Annotated in this window: 17 protein-coding genes; 8 read left to right on the forward strand and 9 right to left on the reverse strand. The window is 49.8% G+C overall.

The genetic code is table 11. From position 1 onward, the window contains the following. Nucleotides 1-297: 297 nt before the first annotated feature. Nucleotides 298-480, forward strand: coding sequence for a general stress protein (locus ABVN36_RS08165; protein ID WP_000807642.1), 183 nt, complete (start codon nt 298-300; stop codon nt 478-480). Between the two features lie 119 nt (nt 481-599). On the opposite strand, the gene ABVN36_RS08170 is transcribed toward ABVN36_RS08165, so the two are convergent. Beyond that, nucleotides 600-1,127, reverse strand: coding sequence for a 2-oxo-tetronate isomerase (locus ABVN36_RS08170; protein WP_001235357.1), 528 nt, complete (start codon nt 1,125-1,127; stop codon nt 600-602). A gap of 426 nt (nt 1,128-1,553) precedes the next feature. Here ABVN36_RS08170 and ABVN36_RS08175 point away from each other — a divergent pair, with 426 nt between their 5' ends. Beyond that, nucleotides 1,554-1,946 carry a YdeI family stress tolerance OB fold protein gene (locus ABVN36_RS08175; RefSeq protein ID WP_000776348.1) on the forward strand — a complete coding sequence of 131 codons (393 nt, stop codon included), beginning with the start codon at nt 1,554-1,556 and terminating at the stop codon, nt 1,944-1,946. A gap of 347 nt (nt 1,947-2,293) precedes the next feature. Here ABVN36_RS08175 and mgtS read toward each other — a convergent pair whose 3' ends face one another. Together mgtS and ydeE are read right to left on the reverse strand one after the other, a co-directional pair. After that, nucleotides 2,294-2,389 carry a protein MgtS gene (mgtS, locus tag ABVN36_RS08180; protein ID WP_000901531.1) on the reverse strand — a complete coding sequence of 32 codons (96 nt, stop codon included), beginning with the start codon at nt 2,387-2,389 and terminating at the stop codon, nt 2,294-2,296. A 247-nt stretch (nt 2,390-2,636) separates the two neighbouring features. After that, nucleotides 2,637-3,824, reverse strand: coding sequence for an efflux MFS transporter YdeE (gene ydeE, locus ABVN36_RS08185; protein ID WP_001070320.1), 1,188 nt, complete (start codon nt 3,822-3,824; stop codon nt 2,637-2,639). Between the two features lie 227 nt (nt 3,825-4,051). Between ydeE and eamA the strand changes: the two genes are divergently transcribed. Continuing rightward, the gene (gene eamA / locus ABVN36_RS08190; RefSeq protein WP_075321911.1) at nt 4,052-4,954 is read left to right on the forward strand and encodes an O-acetylserine/cysteine exporter; all 903 of its coding nucleotides are present in this window, start codon (nt 4,052-4,054) and stop codon (nt 4,952-4,954) included. 118 nt (nt 4,955-5,072) lie between these two features. Here the strand turns inward: eamA and marB are convergent, their stop codons facing one another. From marB to marR, 3 genes are read right to left on the reverse strand one after another with little or no spacing between them, the layout of a single operon-like run. Further along, nucleotides 5,073-5,288, reverse strand: a complete 216-nt coding sequence (gene marB, locus ABVN36_RS08195) for a multiple antibiotic resistance protein MarB (RefSeq protein ID WP_000783049.1) — start codon at nt 5,286-5,288, stop codon at nt 5,073-5,075. Between the two features lie 28 nt (nt 5,289-5,316). After that, nucleotides 5,317-5,700 carry an MDR efflux pump AcrAB transcriptional activator MarA gene (gene marA / locus ABVN36_RS08200; protein WP_000091194.1) on the reverse strand — a complete coding sequence of 128 codons (384 nt, stop codon included), beginning with the start codon at nt 5,698-5,700 and terminating at the stop codon, nt 5,317-5,319. A gap of 19 nt (nt 5,701-5,719) precedes the next feature. Further along, entirely contained in the window at nt 5,720-6,154 is a 435-nt protein-coding gene (marR, locus tag ABVN36_RS08205) for a multiple antibiotic resistance transcriptional regulator MarR (protein ID WP_000843434.1), read from the reverse strand. Between the two features lie 258 nt (nt 6,155-6,412). Between marR and ABVN36_RS08210 the strand changes: the two genes are divergently transcribed. Next, nucleotides 6,413-7,078, forward strand: coding sequence for a MarC family NAAT transporter (locus ABVN36_RS08210; protein WP_000968968.1), 666 nt, complete (start codon nt 6,413-6,415; stop codon nt 7,076-7,078). A 46-nt stretch (nt 7,079-7,124) separates the two neighbouring features. Here the strand turns inward: ABVN36_RS08210 and ABVN36_RS08215 are convergent, their stop codons facing one another. Continuing rightward, nucleotides 7,125-8,315 (reverse strand): sugar transporter, encoded by a 1,191-nt coding sequence (locus ABVN36_RS08215; protein ID WP_000154621.1) that lies wholly within the window; start codon nt 8,313-8,315, stop codon nt 7,125-7,127. A 115-nt stretch (nt 8,316-8,430) separates the two neighbouring features. Further along, nucleotides 8,431-9,303, reverse strand: coding sequence for a LysR family transcriptional regulator (locus ABVN36_RS08220; RefSeq protein ID WP_000366539.1), 873 nt, complete (start codon nt 9,301-9,303; stop codon nt 8,431-8,433). Between the two features lie 102 nt (nt 9,304-9,405). On the opposite strand from ABVN36_RS08220, the gene sad reads away from it, so the two are divergent. The 4 genes from sad (at nt 9,406) to ABVN36_RS08240 (ending at nt 13,322) form a co-directional block, all read left to right on the forward strand. Further along, nucleotides 9,406-10,794, forward strand: a complete 1,389-nt coding sequence (gene sad, locus ABVN36_RS08225) for a succinate-semialdehyde dehydrogenase (protein ID WP_023138138.1) — start codon at nt 9,406-9,408, stop codon at nt 10,792-10,794. 72 nt (nt 10,795-10,866) lie between these two features. Then, nucleotides 10,867-11,793: a glutaminase B gene (gene glsB, locus ABVN36_RS08230; protein WP_033903577.1), complete on the forward strand. Its 927-nt coding sequence runs from the start codon at nt 10,867-10,869 to the stop codon at nt 11,791-11,793. Beyond that, the gene (locus ABVN36_RS08235) at nt 11,793-12,152 is read left to right on the forward strand and encodes a DUF4186 domain-containing protein (protein ID WP_000992449.1); all 360 of its coding nucleotides are present in this window, start codon (nt 11,793-11,795) and stop codon (nt 12,150-12,152) included. Before glsB ends, ABVN36_RS08235 begins: the two co-directional genes overlap by 1 nt. 255 nt (nt 12,153-12,407) lie before the next feature. Then, the gene (locus ABVN36_RS08240; protein WP_001748393.1) at nt 12,408-13,322 is read left to right on the forward strand and encodes a bestrophin family protein; all 915 of its coding nucleotides are present in this window, start codon (nt 12,408-12,410) and stop codon (nt 13,320-13,322) included. 55 nt (nt 13,323-13,377) lie between these two features. Here ABVN36_RS08240 and ABVN36_RS08245 read toward each other — a convergent pair whose 3' ends face one another. After that, complete coding sequence (locus ABVN36_RS08245; protein WP_000513126.1) at nt 13,378-13,920, reverse strand: DUF4440 domain-containing protein; 543 nt, start codon at nt 13,918-13,920, stop codon at nt 13,378-13,380. Nucleotides 13,921-14,284: the final 364 nt, after the last annotated feature.

Raw genomic sequence — 14,284 nt, forward strand, 5'->3', positions numbered from 1 at the left:
CCTGCACTTCTGATGACAGCCAGTTAAATTTATGGGGTTAAATTGTCTGAATATAAAGAGGGCGTGCATTCGGATTTTTCTACTTATTTTCCCGTGGTGGCTTGATTGCCAAAGATTTATTACCGCTTCGCTGTTGATGTTTTCAAAAAATATATTTTCCGCCATGCATTGGCATTATGTAAATAATGCAGAAATGAATTTGACACTGCGCACAGGGCGACTAGATTTAGAACTGTATCACATGATATGAGAAGACATATCATATTTAAAACGCAACATCATCATGAGGATTATATTATGGCAGAACATCGCGGCGGTTCCGGTAATTTTGCAGAAGATAAAGAGAAAGCCTCAGAAGCAGGTCGTAAAGGCGGCCAGCATAGCGGTGGGAACTTTAAAAACGACCCACAGCGTGCATCTGAAGCGGGTAAAAAAGGTGGCCAGAATAGCCACAGTGGCGGACGGAAATCCGGCAATTAATTTTACTCCTGATATTTCGTAAATATATTCTGAAATATTGCGCATACGATGCGGGCCATAGGCTCGCATTTTTTTATTCTGACCGGGAGTTATTCTGGCCGGTCAGATAAAATTATTGTTTATGCTTTCTTCGTTAACAGAAAAAGCAATTCAGCGAGGGCGAAGCGTACGCATTTTTCTAATACTTCCTGACAATCTCCGTTGAAATGTTGTCGGCTTGTAAAAGTTGTATTGTTAATATTCCAGGCAAACCAAACGGTGCCCGCCGGCGTGCCATCTTCGCCGCCTTCCGGACCACCATAGCCGCTGATCGCTATGCTGATATTGACCTCAGCCTGATCCTTAGCGCCCTGTGCCATTTCAGTAACGACCGCTTCGCTGACGGCGGTATGTTCGGCAAGGCTGTGGCGTTGTACGCGTAAGATTTTTGCTTTGGCTTCATCAGTAAAGGTGACATAACCCACACCGTAAAATGAGGGCGTATCTTCTGCTGCGCACAATGCTGAAGCCAGTTTCCCGCCAGTGCAGGATTCTGCAGTGGTCAGACGGAGTTTCTGGTTAACCAGTAAATCACCAAGTTTTTTTGTCAGGCTATCGACGGATTCGGCTTCATCAAGGGTGACAATATCGTGCTGTTCTAATCTCATCGTTTATTTTTCCGTTACAGAGACAAATGAAATCTGTTCGTTCTTCTCAAGTATGGCATATTTATTTTATGACATTGTCAGTGAATGATTATTTTATCCAGTTACCAACAAACCCGCTGTTGCATAACTTGCTTACTTTTCTGCGGCGATGACTGTCATTGATTATGCGTAAGGCCATTATCCTCAAAAAATAAAGCCGATTATTCTGAATTGCTATCAAAACGTTGATGCATATGACTTCAGCTATGTGGCAAGTTCTCTATTACGCCGTTACGCTTTCGCGCTCACCGGCGCTGATATCGGTTGCATATTAATCCGGATGGGTTGATTTTATTGCTTAATATTCTGCGGGTAAATTCATGTTTGTAAAAACTAAAAATAGCGGCCAGACTTAATACGTCAAATAGACGTTATTAAGGAGAGAGCATGAAACTACAGGTGGCTGCATTTTTAAGTTTTCTGATAATGCCTTACGCGCTAGCGGATGATCAAGGGGGATTAAAAAAAGACGTGGCACCGCCGCCGCCTCATGCTATTGAGGATGGTTATCGCGGTACGGATGATGCAGAAAAAATGACCATCGAACAGGCAAAAACCCTGCATGATGGCGCGACCGTTTCGCTGCGCGGCAACCTTATTGATCATAAAGGCGACGATCGCTATGTATTTCGTGATAAATCCGGCGAGATTAACGTGATAATTCCTTCCGCCGTATTTGATGGGCGGGAAGTTCAGCCGGATCAAATGATCAACATTAACGGTAGTCTGGACAAGAAAGCGAAGGAACCGCTTGTTCGCGTGAACCGACTGCAAAAATAACGCGCGCTAACCGACAATCTCCAGGTCAGCCATACGGGGCATGCGGTTGGCCTGATACCATGGGTCTTGTAAAAGCGCCTGGGGGACAAAAGGTCCCATAATGTCTTATTCAGGTCTGGTTGCGTATCGTTTAAGCTTCATTGATATTGACGGTGCTACAGTCGTTAGCGATCCGTTATCCTCGCAAGAATTTGCCCGGTAGCGTATAAGCAAAACACAAATCTATCCATGCAAGCATTTACCGCTGGTGAACCGGCGGTTTTTTTTTGCCTGCCATCCAGACAAAAGCGGCCCCTTGCGCAACGATGCAGCAAGGGGCCGGCTCTGCGAGGGATTATCTCCGTTCATTAATCATCCCATTTGTGACTGAACCAGGCGGCCAGAAATCCGGAAAATAAAATAATTCCTAATACAACGATAAAAAGGTTAATACTGCCTAACATCTCGTTTCTCCTTATTTTAGCGTGCATCCTCTTTTTTAAAAAACCTCGTACAGACTATAGTACTAATTTATACTTAAGCAAAGTCTGAATTGCGTATTTATTTTACTGGAAGGGTAAAGCATTAGAATATTTTCGTCAGCGCCCAGGAATATTCCTGAATTACCGCAGTGACAGCAGATAATTAGCCTGCAATATATAGGGTTAACCCGGTGCGCCAGAAACTGCGCACATCACTGGCTGCAGATAATTAACAGGTGATAGCCTGTTGCGTAGGGGTAATCCGCATTCCTTTTAACATCAGTGCCCAGGCGAACACAATGGCGATTATCAGGACAACGAAAAGCGACCAGGCGGGAAGCGTCGTCAGGATGACGCCGCTGGCCAGCGGGTTTACCGCCGCACCCAGCCAGCCCAGCGATTGCGCTGAAAAATAGCTGGCTTTCATCCCGGCAGGCGCAATGTTGTCAATTAACATATATTCGCCGGGGGCATAAATAATTTCGCCAATCGTGAATACTGCCGCTGAAAGTCCCCAAAAAAACAGATTGTCGCCTGAAAAAATAAATCCGATGAGCCCGGCGATAAAAAAGACGGTGCCGGTCGTCATCATTGGTCGAATATTGACGGCGGTAAGTCGACGGCCCACGGCGTATTGCAAACTGACCACAATAACCGCATTAACCGGCAGGACGACGGCTACCACTTTTTCCGCGAAGCCGCTATCGGCAACGACCATAACGTACTGTGAAATACAGGACGCAAAGGCGCCCCCCACAAAGGAGGCCAGAAATGCCGAAAGCGTAAACCACAATAATGCTTTGTCGCGCAGCAGAACGGAGGGAGACCAGATAGCGGCATTTTTCCCCTCGCTGGCGGCAACCGAACGTGTCACCCATACCTGAATAAAGACCAGCGGAAATGCGGAGCAGATGGCGGCAAGCCAGAAGGGTAAATTGATGCTTTGCATCACCAGCAGCGTGCCGAGCGGCGGGCCAACCGTCCAGCCGATATTGAGTACGGTATAGTTGAGCGAAAAAATCCGTGTTTTTGTTGTCGCGGTGAGATTATCGGCGAACCAGGCCTTCAGGACGGTAGAAAAAACCGAATAGGCGCAGTTAATAAGCGCAAAAAGCAGGACAACCAGTACGACATTATGCACCATTGGGATGGCGATAAATCCACAGGCGAAGGCGATAATCGCGAGTAACATGTAGCGCTTTTTATCAAACTTGTCCGCCAGAATCCCAAAGCCAAGACTAAAGACGACGCCAATCGTTAACGCGCTGGTCAGCGCGTAGCCAATCAGATCCACGCCTAAACCGTACTGACGGTTAAGATAGATGGTCATAAAGGGGAGCGTGGCCCCGCGTCCAATTGTCAATAACAGCGATGAGGCGAGTAGAGCCAACGTCGAACGTCTCAATACTGGATTCATTTTTCCTGCCTGAAATCGAGGTTACGTATCGGGACGTTTTAATCTACCGTGCCCGCAAAAGCATGATGTCTATACGCTATAGCGTAGTCTTAACATACCATAACGCAGGATTTTGCCCATCGTGTGTTGTTCAATGCCATGCTCACGGTAAAAAGAAAAGTCCTGTTATGGCGCACTGATTTCCGATAACTTACCTTTTTACAAAATTTTAATAATGACAGGGGCCGATGATGTCGCGTAAAGACGGTTTTTTGGCGTTACTGGTGGTTGTCGTATGGGGGCTCAATTTTGTTGTCATCAAAGTCGGCCTGCACCATATGCCGCCATTATTGCTGGCAGGATTACGATTTTTACTGGTAGCGTTTCCGGCAATTTTCTTTGTCGCCCGGCCTAAAGTCCCGCTTACGCTGTTGCTGGGCTATGGGCTGACGATAAACTTTGGGCAGTTCGCCTTTCTCTTTTGCGCGATAAAGTTTGGTATGCCCGCAGGACTGGCGTCGTTGGTATTACAGGCGCAGGCCTTTTTTACCATGGCGTTAGGGGCGTTTGTTTTTAGCGAGCGGTTACAACGTAAGCAGTTGGCGGGAATCGCCCTGGCGATTATAGGTGTACTGGTATTGATTGAAGCCAGTCTCAACGGACAGCATATAGCGATGTCGGGATTTATGCTGACTCTGGCGGCGGCATTTAGCTGGGCCTGCGGCAATATCTTTAATAAAAAAATTATGCAACATAGTCCGCGCCCGGCGGTGATGTCGCTGGTGGTCTGGAGCGCGCTGATCCCGATCCTGCCGTTCCTGCTGTCATCGCTGCTACTGGAGGGGGCGGATCACATTACGCAAAGCCTTATTACCATCGATATGACGACGATATTGTCGCTGCTTTATCTGGCTTTTGTTGCCACTATCCTTGGCTACGGTATCTGGGGCGCGTTACTGGGACGCTATGAGACCTGGCGCGTGGCGCCGTTATCATTGCTGGTGCCGGTAGTCGGGCTGGCGAGCGCCGCGGTGTTACTCGGGGAAACGTTGACCGGGATGCAACTTGCGGGCGCAGTACTGATTATGGCTGGACTCTATATCAATATGTTTGGATTTCGTGTGCGCCGTACTGCGCGCGTCAGGGGATGAGGCATTATGTTACTAAGAAGACAAACGCTAATTTCAGACCATGCCGCGAGGTAATAGCGGCGGACTTGTCATCGCCAGACAGTACTAAAAAAATGCCCCGCAAAACGGGGCAAAGAGGTTAAAGGTGTTGGTCGTTATAATAGGGCACGCCTAATTCATCTGACTTATCGCTGTTCACGCTCACGGGGTGAAGGTCATTTGGCGGATCGCCCACACAGGGCAGAAGCATCACATCGCGGCTATTTTGCGCCACAGGTAACAAAGTTTGTTCTGCAATGCCATATCCGGAGGCGATAAGTAACAGACCCGGCAGGGCGGGAAACAGCATTTTCATGGTGCTCTTCGCGTGGCGCATAAACAAACTAGTAGTTGCCATGGTTCAGCGGCAGCATATACCGTGATTCGCCATGCATATTGGTGATCCGGTATTTGTGTGGCGGCACATCAAAATAGTTTTTGAACGTCCGGGTCAATGTTTGCTGTGACTCAAAGCCATAGCGTTCCGCCAGATAGAGAATGGGCTCGTTGCTCTCTTTTAATTTTTGCGCGATTTCCGTCATCTTACGGCTGCGGATGTATTGGCCTAATGAATGACCGGTCTCTTTTTTAAACATCCGTTGCAGGTGCCATTTGGAATATCCTGAACGCTCAGACACTTTTTCCAGTGAGAGCGGCGACTCCAGGTTATCCTCGATCCAGTCCAAAATGCTATGAATAGTAATAGCGTCAGTGTTGCGTCTGGACATCGTCATACCTCTTTTTTGTCTACGGCAGAATTTTCTTGAGCAAATACTCAAGCGTTGCCACTTCGTCCGCCGTTAAGTTTTTTGTTAATTCCTGATGCAGGTCTTGCCCTGGTCGTTGATGACATTGCTCACAAATTGCCGCGCCGTCCGGCGTTAGCTTCACCAGTACGCCGCGTTTGTCATTAGGATTCGGCAGTCTTTCGATCCAGCCTTTGCACAGCAGGCGGTCGAGCATCCGCGTCAATGCGCCGAGATCGACAGACAGCACTTTTTTAAGTTCAACCGGGGTAATACATCCCGCGCAGCGTATCGAGCAAAGCACTTTAAACTGTGTTGCGGTGATATCCAGCGGGGATAAATAGTTATTTAACAGGCGATCTTTTTTTTGATTTACCATGTAGATCAAGCGACCCAGCGGAATGATTTCATTGAACAGATCACTGGTGCTTTTCAAAATGGTTGCCCCGGCAAGTAATTAATTTCGTCAGATACTATTGCCCAGGCAAGTATAAGTCAACTAAATGAATTGGCCGATGCCACGATTTGCTAAAAGGCGTCCGGGGTATTGTGCTGTGATAACTTGTAACTAATTGATAATTACAGGTTATAGGTTGTAGAGGATATTAATTTGCACACTGGCGAAATGGCGCGCCTGGGTAACTTCACTTTATACTTCCGGTTCATGAAACGCTGATAGGTAAGAGATAGTATTATGATGGATTTGTTTAAAGCGATTGGATTGGGGCTGGTCGTACTGCTCCCGTTAGCCAATCCGCTAACCACCGTGGCGCTGTTTCTTGGCCTTGCGGGCAATATGAATAGTGCGGAACGCAACCGGCAGTCCTATATGGCTTCGGTTTATGTCTTCGCTATTATGATGGTGGCGTACTATGCCGGGCAGTTAGTCATGAACACCTTCGGTATTTCGATTCCAGGGCTACGGATCGCCGGGGGGTTAATCGTGGCGTTTATCGGCTTCAGAATGCTTTTCCCGCAGCAGAAGGCGCATGAGTCGCCGGAAGCGAAAAGCAAATCGGAGGAGCTGGCAGACGAACCGACGGCCAATATTGCGTTTGTTCCACTGGCTATGCCAAGCACCGCAGGACCGGGGACCATCGCAATGATCATCAGTTCCGCTTCCACGGTGCGTCATGGCGGCGAGTTTCCCGACTGGGTCATTATGGTCGCGCCGCCGATTATTTTTCTTGCCGTGGCGGTGATCCTGTGGGGATGCTTACGCAGTTCTGGCGCTATTATGCGGCTGGTGGGTAAAGGGGGGATTGAAGCGATCTCCCGCTTAATGGGATTCCTGCTGGTGTGTATGGGCGTGCAATTTATTATCAACGGCGTGTTGGAAATTATTAAAACGTACCACTAAGGCGCATTTTCGTCTGCCGGAAACCTGTTCCCGGCAGACGAATGTCTTAATGCGGTTGTTCTTCCAGCGTCACTGGCCATTTGCGGAATATGAGCACAGCCCATACCAGCGCGGCACAGGCGGGTATGGCGCCAATATAGCCGATGGCCGACATTGACCAGTGCAAACTCACCTGATTGCCTACCAGCGCGCCAGCGCCAATACCAATATTAAAGATGCCTGAAAATAGCGCCATTGCGACATCGGTCGCGTCCGGGGCCAGCGCCAGTACTTTCACCTGCATACCGAGCCCTATCACCATAATCGCGATGCCCCAGAAAATGCTCAGTATGGCCAGATGCGCTTCGCTCTCCGCCGCAGGCAGCAGCAGAAGCAAACAGACAACCAGCAGGGCAATAGCGATACTGACGAGCGACGAGGCATGGCGATTACCCAGTTTACCAAACACAAGGCTGCCGATGATCCCGGCGCCGCCGAGGATCAGTAACAGGACGGTAGCAAAATTCGCACTGAGCCCGGCGACATTCTGAACGAACGGTTCAATATAGCTATAAGCTGTGTAATGCGCAGTCACCACAACGACGGTCAGTACATAGAGGCTCATCAGCGCCGGGCGTCGGAATAGCAAAGGTAAACTTTTTAGTGAGCCGGAATGCTCGCTCGGCAATTTCGGTAGAAGCTTAATCAGACATAGCAGCGTAATTAATGCGCCCATGCCGATGGCAAAAAAGGTGGTGCGCCAGCCAAAATACTGACCAACAACGCGACCTATGGGCAGCCCAAGCACCATGGCCAACGCGGTGCCGGTCGCTATCAGACTTAATGCCTGCGCGCGTTTCCCGGCAGGGGCCAGGCGGATCGCCAGCGAGGCGGTTATCGACCAGAAAATAGCGTGGGCGAAAGCGATACCAATACGGCTAATGACCAGCACGGTAAAGTTCCATGCCAGAAAGGAGAGCACATGGCTGGCAATAAACAAAACAAACAGACAAATGAGTAGCTTACGGCGCTCCATTTGACTGGTAAGAAGCATAAAAGGCAGCGACATGACGGCAACTACCCAGGCGTAAATGGTTAGCATGATGCCGACCTGCGCGGTTTGCATATGAAAGCTTTCAGCAATGTCTGATAGCAAACCAACCGGCACAAATTCTGTGGTATTGAAAATAAAAGCGGCAATAGCAAGCGTAACTACCCGTAGCCACGCGACCTTGCGGGAAACTGGATTGATTGTCATAAAAATATTTCGGGTTAGTTGCGAGAAGGTGAGACCGCGATCTTAAAACGTTTACTGGCGAAAAGACAATCATTTTGTGACCTGCTTCTCATTTACTTCCCAGGCCGTTTCGTCTTCAGTCGACGCTCGCCAGTTGGGCGTTAAGTAACTCGATAAAGGCCTCAAGCTGACGCGTCATCGCCCCGCGCCGCCACATTAGCCATGTGTTAAGCCAGCGCCACTTCTCCGCCAACGGCCAGGCTTCCACCTGATGATGTCCTGGCATACTGTTGAGCATACTTGCTGGCATCAGCGCAATACCTGCGCCGGCAATTACGCACGCCAACATTCCATGATATGACTCCATTTCGTGAATCGTACCGGGGGTCGCGCCATCGGCATGAAACCAGCTTTCGAAATGCCGTCGGTAAGAACAGTTGGCGCGAAAAGCATAGATGTTATAACCATTCACCTCGCTGGCCCGCGAAACGACGGAATGGCCGTGTGGCGCGACGATCATCATCTCTTCCTGGTAAGCCGGTATACCTTCCAGCCCCGGATGCATTAGCGGGCCATCAATAAAGGCGGCGTTCAGCTTTCCTTCGAGCACGCCATCCAGCATGGCGCCGGAAGGACCGGTCGTTAACGCGAACTGAATTTTAGGGTAACGCTGGTTATAACCCGCCAGCAGCGCGGGGATACGTACGGCGGCAGTACTTTCTAACGCGCCGAGTGAAAACAGTCCTTGCGGTTCCTCTCCGGCAACCACCATGCGGGCTTCATCAACCAGCGCCAGGATCTGCTGGCTGTAACGTAAAAAGTTATGCCCGGCTGGTGACAGCCTGAGTCGCTGGTTTTCGCGAATAAACAGAGAGACGCCCAGGTCGGCTTCAAGCTGACGGATACGCGTGGTCAGGTTGGACGGAACGCGGTGCACTTTTGCCGCCGCCTGCGTAATGCTGCCCGTCAGAGCGACAGCGTTAAACATTTCCAGTTGCGTCAGGTCCATGGTTTTCTCAATTCGTGAATAGTCTGGTTAATATTATTCATTTTTCAGAAAGGGTAAAGGGCGTCATGATGGTACAACTCCCCTGATAACGAGAGAAAGAACATGACCATGATGACTGCAACACAGGCGTTATCCGTGAATCCTGCGACCGGCCAGACGCTGGCGGCAATGCCCTGGGCTAACGCGCAAGAGATTGAACATGCGCTGAGTCTGGCGGCGAGCGGTTTCAAAAAGTGGAAAATGACATCGGTAGCGCAACGGGCGCAAACATTACGCGATATTGGTCAGGCGCTTCGCGCTCATGCAGAAGAGATGGCGCAATGTATTACGCGTGAAATGGGTAAACCCATAAAGCAGGCGCGTGCGGAAGTGACGAAATCCGCCGCGTTATGCGACTGGTATGCGGAACATGGCCCGGCAATGCTGAATCCTGAGCCTACGCTGGTAGAAAATCAGCAGGCGGTGATTGAATACCGTCCGCTGGGCGTCATCCTGGCGATAATGCCGTGGAATTTTCCTTTATGGCAGGTGTTACGCGGGGCAGTGCCGATACTGTTGGCGGGGAATAGCTACTTGTTAAAACATGCGCCCAATGTCACGGGGTGCGCGCAGATGATAGCCCGAATCTTGACGGAAGCCGGTACTCCCGCTGGCGTCTATGGATGGGTGAACGCTAATAATGAGGGCGTGAGTCAGATGATTAACGATCCGCGAATCGCGGCGGTGACGGTGACCGGTAGCGTGCGCGCCGGAGCGGCGATTGGCGCTCAGGCTGGGGCGGCGCTGAAAAAGTGCGTACTGGAACTGGGTGGCTCGGATCCGTTTATTGTACTCAATGATGCCGATCTCGAACTGGCGGTAAAAGCCGCAGTTGCCGGACGCTATCAAAACACCGGACAAGTCTGCGCCGCCGCCAAACGTTTTATTGTCGAAGAGGGCATTGCGCAGGCGTTTACCGATCGTTTTGTGGCGGCTGCCGCAGCATTAAAGATGGGTGATCCTCTGGTTGAAGAGAATGACCTGGGGCCGATGGCGCGCTTTGATTTGCGTGATGAACTCCATCAACAGGTGCAGGCTTCCGTCGCCGAAGGCGCACGGCTACTGTTGGGCGGTGAGAAAATCGCCGGGGAGGGCAACTATTATGCCGCGACCGTTCTGGCGGATGTCACACCTGACATGACGGCATTTCGTCAAGAGCTTTTTGGGCCTGTTGCCGCCATTACCGTTGCAAAAGATGCGGCGCACGCCCTCGCGCTGGCGAATGACAGTGAGTTTGGCCTGTCGGCGACGATCTTTACCGCCGACGATACGCTGGCCGCAGAGAGGGCGGCGCGTCTTGAGTGCGGCGGGGTATTCATTAATGGGTACAGCGCCAGCGATGCGCGTGTGGCATTCGGCGGGGTGAAGAAAAGCGGCTTCGGTCGCGAGCTTTCGCACTTTGGTTTACACGAATTTTGTAATGTGCAGACCGTCTGGAAGAACCGCGTCTAATCGCCCTGACGTCGCGTGGCGCCCTCTGCTATACTCGCAGGCCTTTTCAGACCTGCGAGCAAGGAGCATGTTGTGGCCAGGGCCATGGATAATGCAATTTTAGAGACGATTTTACAGCGCGTTCGCCCCCTCATTGGCCAGGGCAAAGTCGCTGACTATATTCCGGCATTAGCGTCCGTCGAGGGTTCAAAGCTGGGGATAGCGATTTGTACCGTGGACGGGCAGCATTATCAGGCGGGCGATGCGCACGAACGCTTCTCTATTCAGTCTATTTCGAAAGTGCTCAGTCTGGTGGTGGCGATGCGCCATTATCCGGAAGAGGAGATCTGGCAGCGCGTCGGAAAAGATCCTTCCGGCTCGCCGTTCAATTCGTTGGTTCAGTTAGAGATGGAACAAGGCATCCCGCGTAATCCATTTATTAATGCGGGCGCGCTGGTGGTATGCGACATGTTGCAAGGCCGGCTTAGCGCGCCGCGTCAGCGGATGCTGGAAGTTGTGCGCGCGCTCTGTGGCGTATCGGATATTACGTATGACGCTACGGTCTCGCGCTCTGAATTTGAGCATTCCGCCCGTAACGCCGCTATTGCCTGGTTGATGAAATCATTCGGTAATTTTCATCATGATGTGCCTACCGTGTTGCAAAATTACTTCCACTACTGTGCGTTGAAAATGAGCTGCATGGAACTGGCGAGGACGTTTGTCTTTCTGGCGAATCAGGGCGAGGCGTTTCATCTCGACGAGCCGGTAGTTACCCCCATGCAGGCCCGGCAGATTAATGCGCTAATGGCGACCAGCGGTATGTATCAGAATGCCGGAGAGTTTGCCTGGCGGGTGGGATTGCCCGCTAAATCCGGCGTGGGCGGCGGTATTGTCGCCATAGTGCCGCATGAAATGGCGATTGCCGTCTGGAGTCCGGAGCTGGATCCTGCGGGAAACTCTCTGGCAGGTATCGCCGCGCTTGAGCAATTAACACAAACGTTAGGACGTTCGGTATACTGATGAACGCGCTTGAACCGCTCTTTGCCCGCCTGGCGCGATCGACATTTCGTTCGCGTTTTCGTCTCGGGATAAAAGAAAGACAATATTGCTGGGATAAAGGCGCGGAGGTGATTGATAAACACGCCGCCGATTTTATCGCCCAGCGACTGGCGCCAGCTCACCCGGCGAATGATGGTAAGCAAACGCCGATGCGGGGCCATCCGGTATTTATCGCGCAACATGCGACGGCAACCTGCTGTCGCGGGTGCCTGGCGAAGTGGCACCAGATTCCTCAGGGAGAACCGCTGAGCGAAGCGCAGCAACAGTATATTGTCAGCGTTATCCATTACTGGCTGGTCATACAAATGAATCAGCGGTAGAGCAGCGCGTCGTTGCTGACGCTTTCCCCGATAAATCACCCTATACCACTGATAGCAGCCGTTGACCGTCATATATCTCATGTGCTGAAGTATCTTTTTAGTTACAACATACATTTGGTTGTTTTTTTTCAATGCCTGTCAGCACTGTGCAAAAAAATGTTCTACAGGGCAGGGGAGCCGTGTATCACCAGAAGCTTGCAACCTTGATCTGGATCACGTTTAATGACAGTGCTTTTTTACCTGCTGAAGATAATCATGATCGTTAGACCACAACAGCACTGGATTCGCCTGATATTTGTCTGGCATGGTTCCGTGTTATCTAAAATCTTTTCACGACTGCTCCTTAACTTTCTTCTTTCTATCGCCGTTATTATCATGCTGCCCTGGTACACAATGCTGGGTATTAAGTTTACCCTTGCGCCGTTTAGCATACTGGGCGTCGCTATCGCCATTTTTCTTGGGTTTCGCAATAATGCCTGTTATGCGCGTTACGTCGAAGCGCGACATTTGTGGGGGCAGTTGATGATCGCTTCACGCTCAATACTGCGTGAGGTGAAAACAACCTTACCTGATGAACGCGGTATCGAGGATTTTGTTCGGTTACAAATCGCTTTTGCCCACTGTTTGCGTATGACATTGCGTCGACAGCTTCAAACGCAAGTTCTGGGAAACTATCTTGACCAGGAGGCGTTACAGAAAGTTGTCGCTTCCCATTCCCCCGCTAACCGTATCTTATTGCTGATGGGAGAGTGGCTGGCGATTCGCCGCCGCAGCGGAAAGCTTTCCGATATTTTATTTCATAGCCTCAACAACCGCTTAAATGATATGTCGTCAGTATTGGCCGGCTGTGAGCGCATCGCCAATACGCCGGTGCCTTTTGCCTATACGTTAATTTTGCATCGTACAGTTTATCTTTTCTGCATTATGTTGCCATTTGCACTGGTGGTTGATCTGCACTATATGACGCCGTTTATTTCGGTGCTTATTTCTTATACGTTTATCGCGCTGGATGCGTTAGCGGAAGAGTTGGAAGATCCGTTCGGTACTGAAAATAATGATTTACCGCTGGATGCGATATGCAATGCGATAGAAATCGATTTACTGCAAATGAATGATGAAAGGGATATTCCGGCAAAACGGATACCGGATAAACGCTATCAACTGACCTGAGCTCGACTTAACTGGCGCAGAATGTTCATCTGCGCCATAACCTGAAGAGCAAAGCTTAATAGCCTTCTCCAACGCCGGTTTTGGCTGGACCGGAGTAGTGGACATGAACGATTCGCCATCCTGTGTTTGGTATCTTCGCCCACACCTGGCTTTCGCGGCCTGTCGTGTGTTGAGTCTGCCCATTATCACGGCGTACCGCGGTAAAATGCCAGTCGAACTCTGCAACGGCGGCATTGCCATACACATGAATAGCAGGGGGAGCGTCCAGTTTTAATGTGCGTTTACTGAAAGTTTTACCCATAGTGGTGCCATAAAAATTTTCAGCGATCTGCGACCATCCGCGTTCGTGACCGCGTGGATGAATAAAACTGGTTTCCGGTGAAACATAAAAGAGCTGCTTGCCTAACGTTGGGTCTGCCTTATCTATTGAATAAAGGTAACGGTTAATGCCTTCTGTAATTTCTTGTTTAACGGTCGACGTAGCTTCATTTTGTGCGGCGGTTGGCGTTGCCGCTGATGCCGATGACACCATCAGAGTTAACGTTATCGCGGCGGCCGAAAACAATAGTGACGTTTTTTGCATAATAGTTATACCCATATGGTCTGTTTTTGAGACGCTTTATCTTTCCTGTTACGTTCACCTTTATACTAAAGGAGCATGGCTCACGAACAATAAAAAACATCCTTCTATAAAATTACCCCGAAAAGGGAGTAGTGCAATTAAGAATATCGTATTTGTTTGTAACGGCATGACTCAAAATATCAACATTTAGAGTTTCAGTATTGTTGTTGTCCATTGACTTACTTTTATGTTTATTACCACTGGTAAATAGTTAATCTTATGAATAGTGATACACAAATGACCGTTTGCGCTATGTGATAATTAACCATAGTAAAAATACACGAAGCGAAGAAGTGCTATTTCAGTAGTACTGATATTTTCATAACGCTAATTTAAAAAT

Source organism: Salmonella sp. SJTUF15581 (assembly GCF_043356775.1).
Lineage (GTDB): Bacteria > Pseudomonadota > Gammaproteobacteria > Enterobacterales > Enterobacteriaceae > Salmonella > Salmonella enterica.